14 protein-coding genes and 1 pseudogene are annotated in these 21,139 nt (G+C 59.4%); 9 read left to right on the top strand and 6 right to left on the bottom strand.

Annotation, left to right across the window (positions count from 1 at the left end; all coding sequences use genetic code 11):
* Positions 1-18 precede the first annotated feature (18 nt).
* The 9 genes and pseudogenes from HMPREF3104_RS01990 to thiD form a co-directional block, all read left to right on the top strand.
* The gene (locus HMPREF3104_RS01990; RefSeq protein WP_070493792.1) at positions 19-1,896 is read left to right on the top strand and encodes a GTPase; all 1,878 of its coding nucleotides are present in this window, start codon (positions 19-21) and stop codon (positions 1,894-1,896) included.
* On the top strand, positions 1,896-3,494 hold the full coding sequence (locus HMPREF3104_RS01995; protein WP_246816323.1) for a GTPase: 1,599 nt from the start codon (positions 1,896-1,898) through the stop codon (positions 3,492-3,494). Before HMPREF3104_RS01990 ends, HMPREF3104_RS01995 begins: the two co-directional genes overlap by 1 nt.
* A gap of 147 nt (positions 3,495-3,641) precedes the next feature.
* A complete protein-coding gene (locus tag HMPREF3104_RS02000) occupies positions 3,642-4,958 on the top strand; it encodes a CaiB/BaiF CoA transferase family protein (protein ID WP_168156342.1) in 1,317 nt (438 codons plus the stop codon).
* A gap of 14 nt (positions 4,959-4,972) precedes the next feature.
* The gene (locus HMPREF3104_RS02005) at positions 4,973-6,064 is read left to right on the top strand and encodes a CoA transferase (RefSeq protein ID WP_070493798.1); all 1,092 of its coding nucleotides are present in this window, start codon (positions 4,973-4,975) and stop codon (positions 6,062-6,064) included.
* A gap of 5 nt (positions 6,065-6,069) precedes the next feature.
* Positions 6,070-7,227 carry a thiolase C-terminal domain-containing protein gene (locus tag HMPREF3104_RS02010; protein WP_070493801.1) on the top strand — a complete coding sequence of 386 codons (1,158 nt, stop codon included), beginning with the start codon at positions 6,070-6,072 and terminating at the stop codon, positions 7,225-7,227.
* 81 nt (positions 7,228-7,308) lie between these two features.
* Positions 7,309-7,698 (top strand): Zn-ribbon domain-containing OB-fold protein, encoded by a 390-nt coding sequence (locus HMPREF3104_RS12915; RefSeq protein ID WP_371441034.1) that lies wholly within the window; start codon positions 7,309-7,311, stop codon positions 7,696-7,698.
* A gap of 43 nt (positions 7,699-7,741) precedes the next feature.
* Entirely contained in the window at positions 7,742-9,391 is a 1,650-nt protein-coding gene (locus HMPREF3104_RS02015; RefSeq protein WP_083278861.1) for a helix-turn-helix domain-containing protein, read from the top strand.
* Positions 9,392-9,515: 124 nt separating this feature from the next.
* Positions 9,516-10,961 (top strand): GntP family permease, encoded by a 1,446-nt coding sequence (locus HMPREF3104_RS02020; RefSeq protein ID WP_070493807.1) that lies wholly within the window; start codon positions 9,516-9,518, stop codon positions 10,959-10,961.
* A gap of 88 nt (positions 10,962-11,049) precedes the next feature.
* A pseudogene (gene thiD, locus HMPREF3104_RS02025) lies at positions 11,050-11,877 on the top strand (bifunctional hydroxymethylpyrimidine kinase/phosphomethylpyrimidine kinase); the annotation flags it as partial.
* Between the two features lie 210 nt (positions 11,878-12,087).
* Here the strand turns inward: thiD and HMPREF3104_RS02030 are convergent.
* The 6 genes from HMPREF3104_RS02030 to HMPREF3104_RS02055 form a co-directional block, all read right to left on the bottom strand.
* Positions 12,088-13,341, bottom strand: coding sequence for an ABC transporter permease (locus HMPREF3104_RS02030; RefSeq protein ID WP_070493810.1), 1,254 nt, complete (start codon positions 13,339-13,341; stop codon positions 12,088-12,090).
* Positions 13,342-15,048, bottom strand: coding sequence for an HlyD family efflux transporter periplasmic adaptor subunit (locus HMPREF3104_RS02035; RefSeq protein ID WP_141738089.1), 1,707 nt, complete (start codon positions 15,046-15,048; stop codon positions 13,342-13,344).
* Between the two features lie 50 nt (positions 15,049-15,098).
* A complete protein-coding gene (gene glmS / locus HMPREF3104_RS02040) occupies positions 15,099-16,967 on the bottom strand; it encodes a glutamine--fructose-6-phosphate transaminase (isomerizing) (RefSeq protein WP_070493816.1) in 1,869 nt (622 codons plus the stop codon).
* Between the two features lie 104 nt (positions 16,968-17,071).
* A complete protein-coding gene (locus tag HMPREF3104_RS02045) occupies positions 17,072-19,162 on the bottom strand; it encodes a PhoX family protein (RefSeq protein WP_070493819.1) in 2,091 nt (696 codons plus the stop codon).
* A 123-nt stretch (positions 19,163-19,285) separates the two neighbouring features.
* Positions 19,286-19,519 (bottom strand): sulfurtransferase TusA family protein, encoded by a 234-nt coding sequence (locus tag HMPREF3104_RS02050; RefSeq protein WP_141738090.1) that lies wholly within the window; start codon positions 19,517-19,519, stop codon positions 19,286-19,288.
* An 8-nt stretch (positions 19,520-19,527) separates the two neighbouring features.
* Positions 19,528-21,132, bottom strand: a complete 1,605-nt coding sequence (locus HMPREF3104_RS02055; protein WP_070493822.1) for a sulfurtransferase TusA family protein — start codon at positions 21,130-21,132, stop codon at positions 19,528-19,530.
* Between the last annotated feature and the right edge of the window lie 7 nt (positions 21,133-21,139).

The raw sequence follows: 21,139 nt of genomic DNA on the forward strand, positions 1-21,139 counted from the left end.
TTCCCGCCGTCTGCAACAATGGGTCGGGTGAATACCCCCATGCTTGACCCGATTGATGCGGTCACTCGCCTGCGCAACGCGCTGGCCGCCACGACGCTGCCCGATGAGGCGGCCGCTGAGGCGCGCGCAGTGGTGAATCAATTCGACGATTACATCCTGCCCCGCCTGACCAACCTGGATGCCCCGTTGCTTGCCGTCATTGGCGGCTCCACCGGCTCCGGCAAGTCCACGCTGGTCAACGCGCTTTTGCGTGAGCGCGTTTCCAACCCGGGCGTGATCCGCCCGACCACACGCCAGCCGGTGTTGGTGGCGAATCCGGGCGATGCTGAGTGGTTTAACTCCCCGCGCGTCTTGCCTGGCCTGACCCGCTCCCACGGCGCGGGCAATGAGCAGTCCACCACATTGCGCATTGTGGAAACCCCGAACCTTCCGCAGGGCCTTTCGCTTCTAGACGCCCCGGATTTCGACTCAATCGATGACCGCAACCGTGCCCTCGCAACACAACTCCTGGCGGCGGCGGATCTGTGGATCTTTGTCACCACCCCGGCGCGCTACGCGGATCAACTGGTGTGGAACTTCCTGCACGACGCGGCCTCCCGCGGCATCGAGGTAGTGGTGGTACTCAACCGTCTCGACGAGGCCTCGGCCGAAACCGTGCCGCAGGATCTTCGCCGCATGATGGCTGAGGCGGGGCTTGAAGATGCCACGGTGTTCACGGTCCCGTTCGTGGCCGACCTTGGCAACAACCAGAAAACCCAAGCCACAGACGAGTTTCTGCCCGCAGAGCTGGTCGCCCCGCTGAACACCTACCTGCACGAGCTTGCGCAAGATACTGCCGCCCGGCGCGCGGTTGCAGGCAAGACGGTCGCGGGCGCTGTTGAGGGGGCGTTGGCGAAGGTGGATGCGGCGGTGGTGACAAGGCAGCGTCGTGAAGACTTTGCTAACCAGCTGGATGCAACCATCTTCGATATATATAAGGACGCGCACCGGCATATTATCGACGCCACCTCGGACGGCCAGATGCTCCGCTCCGAGGTAATGGACCGCTGGCAGGACGTGGTGGGCACCTCCGATGTGTTCCGTGGTTTTGAGCGTTGGTTCTCCCAGACCGTTGACAAGGTGGGCAGTTTTTTCTCCGGCCAGCCTGCACCTTTGCGTGAGGTGGAAACTGAGCTGGAGTCCGGCCTGCACGCTGTGATTGTGGACGCCGCCGATACCGCCTCTTCCCGCTCCTGGTCCCGCATCGGCGTGATGGCCCCTGAGCTGCGCGAGAACGCAGATCCGGCGCTTGCGCGCGCAAGCGAGGACATCAATGAGCAGGCAGCGAAGCTGATCCGTGAGTGGCAGTCCGGCATTCTGGAGCGCATCCAGAACACCGCTGGCGAGAAGCGTCAGCGCGCCCGCGTGATGTCGCTTGGCTTGAACATGTTGACCGTCGCGCTGATGTTGGTGGTCTTTTCCACCACGGCAGGGCTGACCGGCGCGGAGATCGGCATCGCCGGCGGCTCTGCCGTGGTAGGCCAGAAGCTGCTGGAGACTATCTTCGGCGAAGACACGGTGCGCAGGATGGCTGCGGATGCCCGCCGCGACCTGGACCAGCGCCTGGACCACCTGCTGCGCGCGGAGCGCGAGCGCTACCACGTGTTGACGGACCCGCTGTTTGAGGGGGCCTCGGCAGAATCCATCCGCAACGCCGCAGCAGAAGCTCGCACTGCTATTGATCAGCGCTTCCCCGGCACGCTTGCACCGGCCCCAACCCAAGCGAACACACCCGCGCTGCCAGCCACAACAGAAGACGTCAACGAAAGCTTCCAGGGCGGCACGCTTCGCGGACTGTTTGACCAGCTGCGCGGCACCTTCAGCCCGCAGCCGCGCGAGACTGGGAGCGCAGAGTAATGGACATTTTCCAACGTAAAGCCTCGCTCGGTGACCGCCTGACCGCGCTCAACGAGGCCGCCGACATCGCCGCACCCTACCTGCCCGCAGATGAGGTGCAGCGCCTCAAGCAGGTAGCGAAGTCGGGCTCTGAGCGCCGCGCGCTTTCCGCCGAGCACACCGTGGTGGGCTTTTTCGGCGCCACCGGTTCCGGCAAGACCAGCCTGTTCAACGCCGTGGTTGGCGAGGACCTGGGCAAGGCCGCCGCGCGCCGCCCCACCACGTCCTCTCCCCTGGCCGCGATCTGGCACCCGGAGAATTCCGAGGAGCTGCTCGACTGGCTCGGCGTTGAGGATCGCCGCGAGCGCAAGGGCGATTTCGCCCCTGGTGCCGGCCCGTTGATCCTGCTTGACCTGCCGGATTTCGACTCGGTGGAGGCCTCCAACCGTGCGATCGCGGAGCGTCTCGCCGGCCAGGTGGACGTACTGGTGTGGGTTTCTGACCCGGAGAAGTACGCCGACAGCGTGATCCATGACCAGTTCATCCGCCCGCACGCCGCCCACGCGGAGGTCACCCTCGCCGTCTTAAACAAGGCCGATCTGCTGCACCCGAATGACCGCGGAACCGTCGCCAATTCCTACAAGGAGCTTTTGCTTGCCGACGGCCTCACGAACACCACCGTCATCACCACCGCAGCCCGCACCGGGGAAGGAATTGAGGACCTCAAAGCGGCAATCGCGAAGGTAGCCAAGGCGCACAACGCTCAATCTGCGCGCATCGCGGCAGATATTCAGTCGGCGACTGGGAAGTGGGTGCCCGCGAAGGTCGCCGGTGGCGTCGATAAGCAAGCGAAGCAAGCTCTGGACGCAACCCTGGCGCAGGCCGCAGGCGCCCAGCGCATCGCGGAGACCACCGCGGCCGCCTACCGCAAGCGCCTCCACCAGCGCACCGGGTGGCTGCTGACCAGCTGGATTTCCCGCTTCAGGCCGGACCCGTTGAAGCGGCTGGGTTTGCGTGAAGAGTCGGACACGGTGGGCGTGCACCGCACCTCCCTGCCGGAGTTGGATGCAGCGTCCAAAGCCGTGGCCAACAAGGGCCTGCGCGATTACTCCGTGGCCGCCGCGCGCGATGTGCCCAACGCCTGGGCAAGCGCCATCGCGGACCGCACGGAGGAGATCTCCCAGAACCTGCCCTCGGAGCTGGACCAGGCGGCGGCGCGGACAAAGCTGCCCGCGCAACCGTCGAAAGGCTGGAACGTGCTCGCCGTATTCCAGTGGCTTGCCCTGCTCGCCGCGCTGGTGGGAGTGATTTGGTACCTGGTGGTGGCGTTCGTGCCGGGTGTGCTCACGCCGCTCCTTGGTGGCGACCTTGTCCCAGAGGTTGAGGGCTGGCCTATCCCCACCCTGCTCATCCTCGCAGGTCTCCTCACCGGCATCCTGATCGGGCTATTGACCACGGTGTTTGGCGGCATCATCGGCGCGCGCGTGAAACGCAAGACCAAGCAAGCGCTGACAAAGGAAGTCGCGGCAGCCTCACAGACCGCGGTGGTGGAACCACTGCAGCGCATTCGTGATGACTACGACAGGTTTGCCAAGACCATCACGGTTGCCGCTGGGTAGCTGCAGTCCCCATTTATATGGTCCTACCGAGCATAGTTAGGTGGGAAATTGTATCGCTTTCCGACATACACCTTCGAGACGTAGATCATTATCGTGGCATGAAAGTGCCGCATATCACTATGGGTGCTCGTGGTCGGAAGGAGCATGATGACAGAGAGCAAGTTTCCCCTCCCCTTAGAGGGCGTGAAGATTCTCGATTTCACTTGGAGCGTTGCCGGGCCAACCATGACCCGCTATCTCGCAGGTCTAGGCGCCCGGGTACTCAAGGTGGAATGGCCGGAAGGCCCAGACCCGATGCGGACCGCTATGTATCGCACGGATACTGATGAAAAGAATTTGAACAACGGCGCTTTCTTCTCGAACCTCAACGTTGGCAAAGAATCCATCACTATCAACGTGAAGGACGCTGACGGACTTCAGACGGTTAAAGAGATCATCGCTGAGGTAGATGCAGTTACAGAGTCCTTTTCAGCACAAGTGATGGAACGCTGGGGACTCGGATACGAAGCCATGAAAGCTATCAACCCCAAGATTGTTTACGTCTCGATCTCCGGCTTTGGACATACCGGACCGCACCTAGACAAAAACACTTGGGGCCCAACTGCCCAGGCTATGAGCGGCATGACAGCAGCAGTTGGTGTCCCAGGCCGTGACCCAGCAGGTTGGGGATACTCCTACCTCGACGTCTGTGCTGGCTACATGGGAGCAATCGGCGCCACAGCAGCGATCCTGCAGGCAAGGAAAACCGGAGAGAGCCAGCACGTGGACCTCTCACAGGTAGAAACGGGACTTGCGCTTGTTGGACCAATGCTCACGAACTACCTCACCGAAGGTACCCGCCCCCCAAATGGCTATCCGGGAGGGAATAGCAGCGTAGACACCAGCGGCAACGACGTAAGTTTCCGGGGAGACCAAGCGCCCCTCAGCGACATTTTTCCTACTTCTAGCGATGGGTACAACGATTACGTGGCATTGACCGTCCAGAGCAAACAGCAGTGGGACGCTCTATGCCAGCTGGTTACTGAGCTTTCCACTATCCACTTTGAAGATGTCCCAAAACACCGGGCTGAGATAGCCGAGGCCCTGAGCACTTTCTTGCAGTCGAAGTCCAAATACGAAGCAGCAGAACTGTTTGCTTCCTACGGCATAGCAGCAGCCCCAGTTCAAGGTGGAAAGGATCGCGTTGAAGCTGATCCACAGCTCGCCCACCGAGGCCTAATCGAAGAACGTGCCCACCCTCGATTGGAGACACACAACGTACAGTCGCTTCCATATCGCTTTGTCCTCGACGAGGGAGGCTGGCCGTTTAAAGATCAGTTCCCGGTCCTTGGGAAAGATACTCGCGGGATTCTGTCCTCTGTCCTGAACCTTGACCAAGAACGCATCGACGAGCTTGACCGCAACGGCGTTTTATGGCCCGAGGGGGTACCTCACGAAATCACCATCGCAAATTCGCTCTGGTAGGAAGGACCACTGTCTTGCACCCCAATATTCTCAACCGATCCCTCGATGGTCTTAGCGTTATTTACGTCGGCGACCAATTCAGCAGTTACACTGCCCGACTCCTCCGTGACCTCGGTGCCCGCGTCATTAAACTCGTCAGCAGTGACTACGAACCGGCCCAACAAGAGGCGCACTACCTAGCCGGAGTTGTTTTCAAAGAAACTAATCAGTTTTATGAAAACGCCAAAGACGCTGACATCATTATCAACTCCCCACACACTGGTGAAGGATGGCCGGTGCTGTCCACCGAAGAGATCAAGTCGCTGCATGAGAGCAACCCACGACAGATTATTGCAACGATTACCCCCTACGGCTTGACGGGCCCTTGGGCAGGTCGGCCCGCCTCCGACCTGACACTCCTTGCGGCCGGTGGATTCCTGGGCTCCTGCGGATACGACGACGGTGAAGAAGCAGGAATGCCAATGGCGCCAACCGGCGGCCAAGCTAATCACGTCGCAGGCATGCTGACCGCAATTGCCGTCCTTGCACAGCTGAATCATCTACAAGCAGACACTCAAGCCAAGGCAGATCCGCTTGACATCTCTGTGCAGCACGCCTTGTCGGTTTCCACGGAAATGGCAATTCCATACTGGGATTACACTGGCCGCGAAGTGGAACGCCACACCGGGCGCCATGCAATGCCAGTAAAAACAGCCAAGTGGCAGCACAAAGCCGCTGACGGCAAATTTTTCTTGGCACTACCGCTCTACGTGGACGACAAACGCTATGCCGTATTCCGCGAATGGATGCGTGATGAAGGATTTGGACATGCTGTCGAATCCGAGCAAATGACGGAAGACGCGTATCGCAGCCAAAATCAGCCAGAGTTGGTGGAACAGTTCCGTGAATTGGTCAACCATCGCAACACAGGGTGGCTCTTCACTGAAGGGCAGCGCCGCAGGCTTCCGTGGGCCCCCATTAACACTGCGGATGAATGTATTGATGATTCCCACTTCGCCGTTCACCGTACAACCATTGAGGAATTAGACGGAATCCGCCGAGCCAGATCACCTTTTTTGATTGAGGCTTCGAATCCACCCACCCCCAACACGAACGAGGAGAATTAGGCGCCATGAGCCCCTTTAAAGCTGACATCATAGGTGTAGGTCAGACCGAATACACTCGCGGTACCGAGCGCAGTGAATCGCAGCAAATTATCCACGCTGCGTTAGAAGCTTGCAAAGACGCAGGAATCGAACCTAGCGCCGTCGATGGCGTTGTTATGGCCTGGAACGACATCCCCTCCAACGAAGATTTCATCAATGCATTAGGTATCACGGATCTGAGATACCACGCACACGTGCATATCGGCGGCGCATCCGCCGCCGCCGCTGTAGGACAAGCCGCAGCAGCTGTTACCTGCGGCATGGCTGAGAATGTGCTTGTGACCCTCGGGTGGAACGCATACTCCAGCAGCCATAGTTTCAGTTCCGCCGACCAAACTGAATCTGCGATTTATGTTCCTGGTCTCGAAATCCGTAAAAACATCGAAATGCCGCTGGGCATTTTCGCGCCGATGCAATGGTATAGCTTCCATGCAAACCGGTGGATTCACGAGTACAACATCGATCCAAATGCAATGCGGACAGTCTCTTTGACTACACGCAAGCACGCCAATCTCAATCCCAATGCGTACTTCCACTCGCGTCAGCTTTCTGAGGAAGACTACGACAACTCCAAAGTTTTGGTTAAGCCGTTTCATTTATACGACATTTCGTTAGAGACGGACGGCGCAGCTGCAGTTCTGGTTTCTCGCAAAGGCAACAGTAAGAAGGGCGTAGCTGTTCTAGCCTCCACTGAAGGACATGCCGACTATCCGGACGATATCTTGGGCCGTCGCGACATTTTAAATATGGGCATTACCAAGGCCGGTCCACGTGCACTTCAGATGGCGGGAGTAACCACAGACGATATCGATTTCGCTCAGTTATACGACTGCTTCACCTTCATTGTGCTTCGCCAACTCGAAGAAATCGGCTTTTGCAAGCGTGGAGAGTCCCCAGACTTTGTCGCAGATGGACATATTGGATTGGGGGGCAAACTTCCTGTGAACACCCACGGTGGCCTCTTGTCAGAAGCTCATGTCGCTGGGATGAACCACATCGTCGAAGCCGTGAAACAGTTGCGCGGAGAATGCGGTGATCGCCAAGTCAAGGATGCAGAAGTTGGTTTAGTCACCGGCTACGGCGATTTCGGAGACGGATCCGCGCTCATATTAGCCCGTAACTAACCCAGGGAAACACCAAATCTTTTATCTCGTCGGGAGAAAGACATGTCAGAAATAAAAGCTAAAGCAGCAGGCGCTCCTATCATGCCCAGTGCAGCAAACGATCCGCGTTACCAGCCCTTCTTTGAAGGGCTTCAAAGGGGCGAAGTGAAGGTTCGCCAATGCACAAATTGCGGGCGATGGCAGTGGCCTCCCCATGACCTTTGTTTCGAATGCCAGGGGTCAGAGTTCGAGTGGCACCTCATGCCCACAACGGGTGAGGTTTACTCCTTCACTGTAATGAACCGTGCCTTCGACCCATATCACCAAGACAAGTTGCCCTACGGCGTCGTAATCGTTGCATTAGGCCCTGTCCACATCACGGGCAGATTCCTAGGCGATCCTGAATCGCTACGCTGCGGCCTTCAGGTGGCATTGGCCTGGGATGAGCTTGCACTGTCTGGTCACAGCCCAGCTTTCTCTGCGACTGCGTAGAAGCCGCTCCCCCTCTGAAAAACAGCGGTAGACTCCTCGCAGTATGGAGCGAAGTCATACTACTGCAGCTTCGAGACGCGCTGCGGTACGAACTGAACTGTACGACACCGTAGTCCGTCTCGCTTCTGTCTCTGATTCTGCCTCGTTATTACGCATCCTCAGCCAAGATGTAAGGCATGCACTCCACTGTGAAGTCACTTACATAGCCACTACGGATTCCAACGGCGAAACCATCACCGCAATTACAGCGAGTGGCGAACCTGCAGTGCGGTTCTCCTCCGTAAAAACGTCGAAAAACACCGGAGTCGCTGGCCTTGTAGTCTCGACTGGCCGAGTCTTCTCTACCTCCAACTATTGGGAGGACGACGAGCTCCGCCACGACCCAGAGGTCGACGCCATTCTTCGGCAAGAGGCACTGGTGGCATACGCCGCAGCTCCGATTGTCTCCAACGGGAAAACCATCGGGGCATTGCTTGCCGCCGAACGGCACGAACGGAAATTCACACAATTCGATCTTGAGTTACTGAGTGAAATTGCATCAATCGCAGGTCCCGTCCTCGAACGAGTGCAACGCGCCGAAGCTCGAGAAACAGAAATCGCTCAACTCACAGATTCTGCGCAACACGCGGAAGCATATTTAAAGACCGTTATGGCACCGCTGGAAGCCCTGACGGAAGAAATGTCATCGCCAACCGTACGGGATCTAACGCTGAGAACTCTTTCTCAACAGTTCGGGGTAACAGCAACGCTGAAGCAAACCGATGAAAGCCCAAACGCCGTCCGGACATCCGTACAGGAAGTTCCAAAAGCAGGCCGAATAGGGAGCTACCTCCATGTTGAGTGCGGATACGATCCAACCAATACTTGGCTAACTGCAGCATCTGAGTCAACGGCTCTGCTATTGGGAGTCGTCGGACTCATGGAGGACTCTCGGGCTGCCGCAGACGAACGAACACGCGGTGAGCTTCTCCAGGATTTACTTCTGGGGCGCTCGCCAGACACCCTCAGAGAACGTGCCATGAAACTTGGGGTCAATGAGGTCTTAGAAGAGGCTGCGGCACTTGTCATTGTTCCTACCAACCCTGACCGCCGAGGCCTACGATCAATGCAAACAATGTCGCTGCTCAGAAAATACTCAGGGCTGGCCGAAGATCAAGGCACTCGAGTCATCGTCTTACTTCCCAAAGAATCGGTTCAAGAGCGTGCCGAGGCTCTCGCAAAATCTTTCTTCTATGAAACCGGCACTGGCTACGCAGGACTATCCACTACTAACTCGCCTCACAGTTACTCAAGGCTCGTCGTGGAAGCGACTTCGCTCGCTTACGCCGCGAAGAGCATAGGCGCCACTGGTTCCGTTGCCACTGAAGCACGGCTTGGTTTCGTGGGCGCTGCATTGGGCACTGGGGACAACCGCGTGGAGTTGATTGTCAGCAACGAATTGCAGCAGGTTATTGATTATGACCGCGAGAGAGGCACCGAGCTCATCGATACGATGCACAACTATGTCAAGAACAATTTCAACGCCCGTCTAACCGCAGAAAACATGGTCATTCACCCCAAGACGGTTTCCCAGCGTTTAGCTCGAATATCGACATTGCTTGGTTCTGACTGGGCACAGTACCCGCGCAGTTTAAATATTGCCGCGGCACTTGAACTACATATGACTCGGAAGGCTTTAGGGAAACAAACCTAACATAGACAAACCGGATATATTTTTGACTACAAAAATATCCCTCAAGGCAATATTCCATTAGGGCGCAGATCACTACCCTCATGCCACAGTGGTTAATGTCACAACGGCTTGAAGGAAGTATCATATGCTCCTGCCTTTCATCGGCATCATTGTGTCGCTTGTATTCCTCATTGGCATGGCCTACCGAGGACATTCAGTCATCGCAATGGCTCCCCTTGCTGCCCTCATAGCGCTCATTTTTTCCGGAGAGCCCCTATTGGCCTCCTACACTCAAGTTTTCATGCCTGCAGTGGGCAGATTCATCACCAATCTCTTCCCCCTTTTCTTGGCAGGAGCCATTTTTGGCCGACTCATGACTGTGAGTGGCTACGCAACGGACATTGCGCAGTGGATCCCCAAGCTCTTCAAGAAGCCAAACGTGCTCGCGGTAGTCACCCTAGTAACCGCACTACTAACCTACGGCGGTGTGTCGGTGTGGGTCGTGGTATTTACAGTCGCACCTATCGCCAGAGCTCTATTCCGCGAAGCTGGGGTTTCATTCCGCCTCATGCCGGCAGCAGTCGCCCTAGGCGCCGGCACCTTCGCCGCTACTGCTATGCCAGGATCTCCGCAGATCCTCAACGTAATCCCCACCCGCTACTTCGAAACCACCACTTTCGCAGCATCCCTCCTCGGCTTCATCGGTAGCACCGTCGTATTCGGATTCGGCGTCGCCTGGCTTACCTACCGCGCCAAGAAACTGGGACCGGAAGTTGAGATTGCAGATGCGGTAGAGGCTAAAGACAACAAAGTCACTCAAATTTCCGGCGAAGGTCCAACCATCTCCACAGTTCTTGAGAAAGCTTCAGAGCGCACGGGATCTCTAACCAAACGTGGCCTCATTGCCCTGCTGCCTATCGCGCTAGTTATCGGAATCAACTTCTTGTTTGTCTACGTAATTGGCCCACGCCTTGACACGTCCTACCTGGCAGAGGACCGTTTCGGCGGAACTTCGCTGCAATCCGTCATCGGTGTATGGTCCGTTACCTTAGGGCTTTTCGTCGCGGGCCTCCTCATTTTCGCACTACGCCCATCAAAAGCAAAGGAATACTTGGGGACGTTGACGGATGGCGCGACCAACGCGGTGCTTCCATCCTTCACCACCGCCTCTGAGGTCGGATACGGTGCTGTCATTGCTTCTCTTGCTGTATTCGCAGTAATCCGTGACGGACTCTTCGGCGTTAGTGAAAACCCAATCATCGTCGGGATAATCGCTGCCGCAGGCATTGCGGGCATCACCGGGTCCGGATCCGGAGGCATCTCAATCACACTGGAAGCGTTCGGCGATCAGCTCTATCAGCTCGCCCAGGTCAGTGGGACTAGCCCTGACCTACTCCACCGCGTAATCGCCATGGCATCGGTTTCCTTCGACTCGCTCCCCCATAACGGCGCAATCATTACCATGCTTCTGGTTTGTGGCATTACGCATCGTCAGGGCTATAAAGATATTGCGGTCGTCACAATCGGCGGCACCCTACTCGGTCTCCTTACGGTGGTCTTTTTAGGGTTGCTCTTCCCGTTTTTGGTCTAGAGCTCAGTTCTAACAGGGGAGTTTCAACAGAAACAACGTGTCGGGACCACAGAATTCACACGCTTTCGCGCGTACGTTAGAAATAACAATGCGAAAGGAAACCATGACAACCAAAACCCCCAACGTTCTCTCCATCGCCGGCACCGACCCCACTGGCGGCGCTGGCATCCAGGCGGATTTGAAGTCCATCGCGGCCGCCGGCGGCTACGGCATGTGCGTGGTCACCTCGCTGGTCGCACAGAACACCCAAGGTGTGCGCGAGATCCACACCCCGCCCCAGGAGTTCCTGCGCGCGCAGCTTGCCGCGGTATTCGATGATGTTACGGTTGATGCCCTCAAGATCGGCATGCTTGGCGACGCCACAACGACCCACACCGTCTCCTCCTTCCTCAAGGACAACCGCGTAGACATCGTGGTGGTAGACCCCGTGATGGTGGCAACCTCAGGCGACCGCCTGCTTACTGCGGACGCCGAGGAAGCACTACGCCAATTCGTGCGCGACCACGCCAGCTTTGTCACCCCGAACATCCCGGAGTTGGCTGTGCTCACGGGCAAGGAGCCTGCCCAGACGTTTGAGGAGGCCATCGAGCAGGGCCGCGGCTTTGCAGCCGACGCCAACGTCACCGTCGTGGTTAAGGGCGGCCACCTCACTGGGGATATGGCCTCCAACGCGCTGGTCACGCCAGACGGTGACGCCACGGTTACCGAGGTCACCCGGGTGAACACGAAGAACACCCACGGCACCGGCTGCTCGCTGTCCTCGGCGTTTGCCACCCGCGTTGCCATCGACCCCACCCCCGCTGAGGCCTTGGCGTGGGCATCCGACTGGCTCCACGAAGCCATCGCGCATGCCGATGAGCTCAACGTGGGACAGGGCCACGGCCCGGTCAACCACTTCCACCAGCTGCGCCGCCTCGCCGGCTTGCTGTAGTTTCGCTGCTTCCCTTCTCAGCCCCTGCCGATAGCCTGTCAGCCAAGGCTCGACATTTTTGTGAGTAGATGCTCGGTCAGAGGCTTGAGTTTTGGATTTGTAGCGCTCTGACCGAGCATCTAGTCACTAAAAGCGCGAGGGTGCGGGAAAGGACTATCCCAACCAACGCCACAAAACCAGCGCCCAACCAGCGTCCTACTCGTAGCGCAGCGCCTCAATCGGCTTCATGCGCGCCGCCCTGTTGGCCGGGTACCACCCGAAGAACAGGCCGATCCCCAGCGAGAACAGCAGCGCGATCACAACCGCGCCCACCGGCGGCAGCGCCACCGACCCCATGGCGGCCGTCCCCGCCATGCCAAGCGCCGCACCAAGCAGCACGCCCAAGGCACCGCCGAGCAGGCAGATCATCATCGCCTCAATAACAAACTGGGTGCGCACCGCCCGGCGCGTCGCCCCCAACGCCATGCGCACGCCAATTTCGCGGGTGCGTTCCGTGACAGACACCAGCATGATGTTCATCACTCCGATGCCACCAACCAGCAGCGAGATCCCGCCAATGGCGGAGATAACCAGACTGATCATGGCCATGGTTTGGTTCACTTGGTCGATTTCAGACTTGGTGTCTAGCACCTTCGCCACGTAGTCCGCATCATCCGCGTAGGCCTGCTCGGCCCAGGTGTTGACGTCGCTGGCAACATCTGCAGTCAAATCAGGCGAAAGCGTGCGAATCTGCAGCATGCGGAAGCCCTGGGTCGGGTTCGCACTCAGGCGGGATTGTGCGGTGTATGGCACGTAGATGGACGCCTCTTCAAAGGTGCCTACCAGCGGCGAGGAGGTCTCAGCACGCCCGTAAGCGCCAACTACTTGGAAGGATGCGAAGCGTCCCGACACGTCAAGGTCCAGGCTCGCACCGATGGCAGAGGCCGGGTCCCCGTTGAAGTACGTGTCTACTACCTCGGGCGAGATCACGGCCACAGCGCGGTCGCCAACAATGTCGTCCTCGGTAAAGATACGGCCGGCGGTAATCGTGTGGCGTTGGATCTCAATGTAATCGGCGTTGACAAAATCCACGGTGGCGGTGCCCTCGTTCAGCCCGCGCGTCACGCGAGCGGATTCGCCGCCCGCTTCCAGGGCAATACCTTGCACCTTCGGCCCGATGAATCCGCGCAGCTGCTCCACCATGTCTGGTGTGATCAGGGAGGCGTCGGGGACGTCCTCGTACATCCAGGGGTCAGACTCGGAGTGGCGGGTTTTGACTTGGACGTTGACGTCATTAAGACCAAACTGCTCAAAATCGCTTTGGAGCTGCTGCTGCATGCCTTTGCCCAGGCTCATGATGGCCACGACGGCGGCGATGCCGATGATCACGCCGAGCAGGGTGAGCACGGAGCGCAGTTTGTTGGCTCGCAGGCTGGTCGCGGCCAGCCGGATCGCTTCACGCAGGTTCACTTATTCGCCTTTGGGGCTCTCGCTTGTCGACGCCTCCGGCGCCCCCTCCACCGACGTCTCCGCAGTCTCCACTGCAGTCTCCGCAGGCGTCTCCTCCGCAGTCTCCGCAGGCGCCTCCTCCGGCGCGTCCAGCGCCGGACCCACCGTTACGCGCTGGCCAATGCGATCGCGGTACTCCCCCGGCGTCTTGATTACGCGGGTGCCTTCTTCAAGGCCACGTACTTCGGCTTCCAGGTCGGTGACAAGGCCAAGCGTGACGTCGGCGGTGGCGACTTCGAATTCGGTGTCGCTGCCGTCGATAGGCCGAAGCACGAGTACGGAGTAGGTGCCATCCTTATCAATGATGGCTTCACGCGGCACAGTCAGCGCCGCCTTCGAGGTACCCGTGGTGATCTGGACTTTGGCGGTGCCGCCGATGCGCAGGCCCTCAGTATCGCCGGTGACTTCGATGGTCACGGGGAACTCCGGGCGCGCGGGCGCCTGGCCAGCGCCCTCTGCCCCGCCGGGTGCGGGTGCTGCCACCGAGGAGACATCTACAACCTTGCCCTTGTACTGCTTCAAACCGCTACTCGGGGTGGTGAAGGTGACCTCGTTGCCCACCTGCACCTTGCCGGAGTCAACCTCGTTGACGTTCGCGGTCAGGATCAACCGGTTCGGGTCCGCAACCGTAGCCAAATGTCCCGAGGACGGCTGGCCGCGCTGCGCAAGCACCTCGGTGACCACGCCGTTGATTGGGGAACGCACCTCACCGGAGGCAATATCCACACGCAGCTGGCTTTGGCCAACCTCCGCGGCAGCCTGCGAGGCGTTCAGGCTCCGCTGCGCCTGGTCCACAGTCGCCGTGCTCGCATCGATTTCCTGCTGCACCGCAAGGCGGGTGACCTCAAGCGCAATGTCCGCGTCGTTTTTCGCCTGAAACGCCTGAGCCACTGCACGCTGCTTCGCTTCCAAGTCCGCGTTCACACCCAGCAGCGAGGCATCGTAGGCCTTCTGCGCCGCATCCAGATCGCGCTGCGCGCCCGTGTAGCGCTGGTCAGACTCCAAAATCCCCACCACCGGGCTAATCCCATCAACTTGCTGCGTAAAGGCAGCGATAAAGTTCGCCGCATTCGCGCGCACGGAATCCAGGCCCGCAAGCGTCACGTTCCTGCGCGCGGTGTCCACCGCGTTTGCCTGCTGCACGGCCTCCGGTGTCAAACCGGCTTCGTGGAGCTGTTTTTGGTGGTTGAAGGTGGCCAACGTGTCGTCGTAACGCAGCTGCGCCTCACGCTGCGCCGCCTCAGCCTGAGTGATCCGGCCATTGAGCCCCCGGTTCAGCGCGTCCTGTTGTTGGGAGAGTTGCTGCTGAGCCCGCTGGAGCTCATTTTGCGTTGCGACGTCCGACGACATCTGCTGCGCACGCTGCGCATCCAACTGACGCTGCGCACCAGACGTGTCCACCCGCGCCACAATCTGGCCCTCCTGTACCGGCTGGCCAATGCGCACATCCACCTCGGTCACCGGCCCGGTCAGCGTGGTGGTCAGCGCCACCACCTCCTGCGAACCAATGTCCGCGGCAGCCGAAACCTTGGCCACCACGTCCTTCGGCGCAAGCACCACTGTGTCTGTATCAGGAACAGAGGCAGCGCCACCGCCGCACGCCGCGAGTGTCAAAGCTGTAAACGCTGCCACCACAGCAGCGCCGAGGGTTACTCTCCGATTTTTCACGGAGTTAGATTAGCAAATACAACCCCTATTTTCCGAGTGCTATCGAGGCGCTACTCAACAGTCACAGACTTCGCCAGATTACGCGGCTGATCCACATTCAAACCGCGAGCTTCCGCCACAGCACACGCGAATATCTGCAGCGGCACCGTAGCCAGAAGCGGCTGCAACAGCCCAGCCGACTCAGGGATGCGGATCACGTGGTTAGCAAACTGCACCACGTCCTCATCGCCATCTTCTGCAATCACAATGGTCACCGCACCACGCGCGCGGACCTCCTGGATGTTGGAGACCACCTTGGCGTGCAGGTTATGACGCGACCCCTTGGACGGCACGATGATAAACACCGGCTGCCCTTCCTCCACCAGCGCGATCGGACCGTGCTTCAGCTCGCCCGCAGCAAAGCCCTCAGAGTGCAGGTACGCAACCTCTTTCAGCTTCAGCGCACCCTCCAGCGCCACGGGGAAGCCCACGTGGCGGCCCAGGAACAGCACCGACTTGGACTGCGCTAACTCCTTGCCCAGCTGCTTGACCTGGTCCTCATTGTCCAGCACGTTCTGCAGCTTCTCCGGCATCTCCTCCAGATGATCAATGATCTGGCGGATCTCATCGGCGTACTTATTGCCACGCACCTGCGCCAGGTACAGCGCAAGCAGGTAGGCAGCCACAATCTGGGAGATAAACGCCTTGGTAGACGCCACGGCGATCTCCGGGCCAGCGTAGGTGTAGAGCACCGCGTCCGACTCCCTCGGAATGGAAGCACCCACCGTGTTACAGATCGCAATGACCTTCGCACCCTGTTCACGGGCGTGGCGCACCGCCATCAGCGTGTCCATGGTCTCACCCGATTGGGACACGGCAACCACCAGCGTCTGCTCATTCACAATCGGGTCGCGGTAGCGGAACTCATGCGCCAGCTCCACCTCCGTAGGGATGCGGCACCAGTGCTCAATGGCATAGCGCGCCACCTGCCCGGCATACGCCGCGGTACCGCACGCCACGATGATGATCTTGTTAATAGAGCGCAACAGCGACTCATCAATGCGCAGCTCATCCAACGTCAGCTGGCCGTCCTCATTGAAACGCCCATAGAGCGTGTCACGGATCGCCGCCGGCTGATCGTGGATCTCCTTTTCCATAAAGGAGTTGTAGCCACCCTTCTCAGCGGCGGTGATGTCCCATTCCACGCGGAACGGTTTGCCTTGAGCCACCGCACCCTCAAAGTCAGTGATCTCATAACCATCAGCAGTCAGCGTGACAATCTGGCCGTTGTCCATCTCCACCGCGTCGCGGGTGAATTCGATGAAGCCCGACACGTCAGAGCTCAAGAAGTTCTCGCCCTCGCCCACGCCGATCACCAGCGGGGAGTTCCAGCGCGCCGCCACAATACGGTCCGGGTGATCCGCGTGGATAGCCAGCAGGGTAAACGCACCCTCCAGGCGCTGCGCGGTCAGCTGCATCGCACGCGTAAGGTCCCCGTTTGCCTCGGTGTTGTAGATCTCCAGCAGCAGCGTGCCAGCAACCTCGGTGTCCGTGTCAGAGACAAAGGTGTAGCCCTTTTCTGCAAGCTCCGCTTTCAGCTGCGCGAAGTTCTCGATGATGCCGTTGTGCACCACCGCCAGCGCACCATTGCCAACCACATGCGGGTGTGCATTCGCGTCGGTCGGGCCGCCGTGCGTAGCCCAACGAGTGTGCCCAATACCTAGGTGGGAAGCGTCAAGGGGTGCGGCAGCAATCGCTGCCTCCAAGTCAGCAACCTTGCCAGCCTTCTTGCGGCATTCAATGCGCCCACCTGTTGCTACGGCGACACCAGCTGAGTCGTAGCCACGGTACTCCAGCCTGCGAAGGCCCTCAATAATGACAGTTTTTGCGTCGCGTTCACTGTTGTTCGCAGCGCCGACATACCCAACGATTCCACACATAGTTCAAAATTTTAAAGGCAAAAAGCCGCAAACCCCACAGCGGACCTCTCTAGATCTCCTGCGGGGTTGCTGAACGTTCGCCGTGAGCCTTACGGCCCGTGATGTTAGGCCTTTTCCATACCAATCATTTGGCCGTCCGGGCGGAACACCTGCGCCACAGCCGGGCGCGGAACAGACGTGCCACCATCCGGCCAGTGAGAAGCTGGGTTTTCAAAGGTAGCGTCATCTTCCTCACCCGGGTGCTGCACGTTCACCAGCACCAGCTGGTCCGTCACAATCGGGCCACAGGTCTCAGCTGCATACGGGACCGTGAGGAAGCACTTGGTCTGGCCACGGTTCTCACCCTCCAGGCCAATGGCGTAGAGGCCATCGTTGGAGCCCAACGCGTTGCCGTCGGTAGAGATCCACAGGTTGCCATGGGAGTCAAAGGCGATGTTGTCCGGGCAAGAGATCGGGGAAACCTGCTCCTTCGGGAAACCGCTGAAGTAGGTCGACGCCGCCTCCGGGTCACCACAGACCAGCAGGAGGTTCCAGGAGAAGTCAGTGCCAGCGTGGTCATCTACAAGCTCCATGACCAGGCCGTTCTTGTTCTCGCGGATCGGTGCGTACTCGGTGACGTCTTCCTTGCTCTTCTTCTCATTCTCACCGGTGGCGCCGCGGTACTTGTTGTTGGTCAGCGCCAGGTACACCTTGCCGGTAACCGGGTTAACCTCGAAGTCCTCCGGGCGGTCCATCTTGGTTGCGCCAACCTCATCCGCAGCAAGGCGGGTGTAGATGGCAACCTCCTCACCGGTGAAGCCCTCAACGTGGGACTCAGCGGTGCCGTCCGCGTGCGCGGTCAAAAGCGGGATCCACGTGCCGGTGCCGTCAAACTCGCCATCCTCAGGAAGGTCACCATCGCCGGTGATCTCGCCTTGCGGGGAGTTGCCCTCCAGGTTGGCAACGTAGAGCGTGCCCTCATCCAGGATGGTCATGTTGTGCGCAACATCGCCCTCCTTGATCTTCTTGGAGGAAACGAACTTGTAGATGTACTCAAAACGAGCGTCATCGCCGGAGTAGCACACCACGGTGCCATCCTCGGTGACGTGGATGTTGCCGGCTTCGTGCTTGAAGCGTCCCAAAGCCGTGTGCTTCACCGGAATGGACTCCGGATCATAGGGGTTGATCTCCACCAGGTAGCCGAAGCGGTTGAACTCGTTCGGCTCCTTCGCCAGGTCAAAGCGGTCGTGCAGGCGCTCCCACTTGCGTTCCGACGCCTCCTCCGGCACACCAAAGCGCTTCACATCAGCCGCCGGGCGATCCCCCGTCACCGCCTTCGCGTTTGCCCAGTACTGGTCAATGTTCTCCTCACCAGACAGGAAGGTGCCCCACGGGGTCACGCCACCGGCGCAGTTGTTGAAGGTGCCGAACACCTTGGTGCCAGTCGGGTCCACGGAGGTCTTCAGCAGGTCGTGGCCAGCAGCCGGGCCGACAATCTTGAACTCCGTCTCCCCGGTGATGCGGCGGTTCAGCGGGCCGAACTCGCGGGTCAGCTCACCGGTCTTCTCGTCGCGCGAGACCTCCAGGATGGTGTGACCGTGGCTGACAATACCGATGTTGATTTCCTCATCCGTCGGGTTCTCCGGATCGTAGTTCGGCAGCATCTGCGGCTCCGTGGAGTACTCGTGCGAGCAGACGTACACCATGCGGTTTTTGTCCGTCGGGTGCTCCATCAGGCCAGCAAAGTCATTGTTGAAGCCGAACTGGCGGGCAGCGGCTGCAGCGGTCTGGTTGTTCGGGTCAAACTCCGGCGCGTCCTCGTATACCGGGTCGCCCCACGCAATCAGCACGGAGGTGGCGTAGCCAGCCGGGACAACAACCTCGTCCTTCTCGTTCGGCGCAACGCTTTCAAAGCGCATGCCAGCAACCGGGGTGATCACAGCAGCTGCAGCATCAGCGTTGGAAGTAGGGGTTGCAGCCTGGGTTTCGGTACCCGCATCGCCTTCAGCGCCACAGGCAACCAACACAGCGGTGCCGCCAAACGCCACGGTGGAAGCACCGAAGGCCTTCAGCACGCCACGACGCGACATGATGTCGCCGAAATACGGGTTATCGGATTCGTTGGTGCATTCACCAGCACAGGCGTTGCCGCACTTGTAGGTGCAGGTCAGGCTGGAACGCTTGGAATGGAAAAGGTTCTTACCCTTCAAAGACATGGATGTACTCCCCGGGAAACGTTGGTAGCAATGTTTTGCTAGCGGTCACAAACGCTGCAAACGTTATTTCCGCTACCTAACCAATCGGGGAAGTCCAGGTGAACAGTTGCTGAACTTTCTTAGTTACTCCGCTTTACGCAGGTAGTAATGAGGCGGGTCCGTATAGAGCAGCTTGTTACCGGTCAGCCCACACCAGGCGTAGAGGTCAATATGAATAGCCTCGTTGATAGAGCGCAGGTGGAGCACGTCGCCGACCTCCATCTGGTCCCGAAAAAGCAGGAAAAGCCGCACGAGTACATCACCGCAGGCGATGTCTTCCGCATCCCAGTAGTGCTGCGACTCGGGCGGCTCTTCCATAAGCTCCACTACTGCGTATCCCCCACCTGCTGCAGGTAGGTGTCGCGCGCTTGGACGATCTGCGCCAGCTGCTGCTGCGCAAGGCGATCTGCCACGATCGGGTTGTCCGCAAAGGTTGCAAACCCGCAGTCAGTACTCAGCAGCACGCGGTCTGTGCCAAAGGCCTCAACCGCAGCGGCAATGCGGGCCACCACGTCCTCCGTCGGCTCAAGTGCCTGCTGCTTTTGGTTGAGCACGCCGACGCAGACCCGCTGGTCCTCGCGAATCCCGCTCAGCGCATCCAAGCTGCCGGCACGTGGAGTGGCCAGCTCCAAGGAGAGCGTGCCCACATTCAGTGCAGCAAACAGGTCTACAAACGGTGCGTAGTCGCCTTCGAGTGCGGCCGATTCATCCGTGGTCCAGTTGCCGCGGCACACATGCAGAGCAAGCCGCTGCGGGTCGAAACCTGCCGTCAGCTGCTCAAGCAGCGACTGCGCAAACGCGAGCTCCTCGTCCACACTGCCGGACAGCTCATCGAGTGCGCCGCACATGAAGGTGCGCCCACCACCGTCGTGACGGCCGTAGACCACCTCAGTCAGCACCGGCTCATCAATCTGGATCATCGCGGTGCCCAGCGAATACAGCTCATGGAGTTCCTCGCGCAGCACACGCACAATGTCGACGGCCATTTCCTCACGGCTTTCATACGCCCGGTCAGAGACGCACTCCATCCACATCGTGCGGGTCAAAAGATACGGCCCAGGCAGACACACCTTCACCGGCGCGTCCGTCAGGGACTGCAGGAAGCGGACCTCATGAGCCACCAGCGGCTTATCGCGCCCAAGCAGGCCGAAGACCGCGGGGTGGCGGACATCTCCGGCAGGAACGTCCAACGCGCGCAGCTCGCGCTCAAACTCCTCCGGATCATCCACGTACGGCAGCAGGTCCGTAATAGGAATGAGCTGGCAGTTCTGCAGCCTTCCTGCAACGAAGCTGGAGTAGTTGTCGCGGCGCATCTCACCGTCAGTAACCACATCCACGCCGGCACGCTGCTGGGCGGCCAACACGAGCTCCACCGCATCATCGGCGGTGGCCTGGAACTGATCTTCCGGCATCCGGCCAGCCAAATTCTCGTGCACCGCTTCGAGCAGCCACGGCTTACGCGGCCACGACCCCATGGTCATTACCGAAAGCGGCGCAATCTGCGGCGCCGACGCAGGCGCCGGGAAATCCGTTGGCACCGTGGGGGTGACCACTTCCTGGGTCACGGGCATCTGTGGGCGCTTGCGCTGCTTTGCGCCGCGCTTCTTCGCCACTGGTTGTGGCGCACTCTCGGGCTCCGATGGGTCAGCCGAAGGCGTGTCAGCCCCTGCGAACGCGCCTTTACACACTAGGAAACGCCAGCGGCCTTGATCCGTCTCCTCGATCATGTTCACCAGCTCATTGCCGGTAAGCCGGCACCAAGAAGGAAGATCATCCGGGACAGTCGGCTCGTAGGAGATGATCTCCAGCAGCTGGCCCGGATCCAGCGGGTCGATGTGCTGACGGATCAGCAGCAGCAGGCCATTGCCGCAGTCAAGGTCTCCCCCATCAAAACTGGTGTGGGGCGCGTACGGGTGAGTTGCTTCTGCCACGTTGTTA

Origin of the sequence: Corynebacterium sp. HMSC30G07 (assembly GCF_001806945.1) — a bacterium.
Lineage (GTDB): Bacteria > Actinomycetota > Actinomycetes > Mycobacteriales > Mycobacteriaceae > Corynebacterium > Corynebacterium riegelii.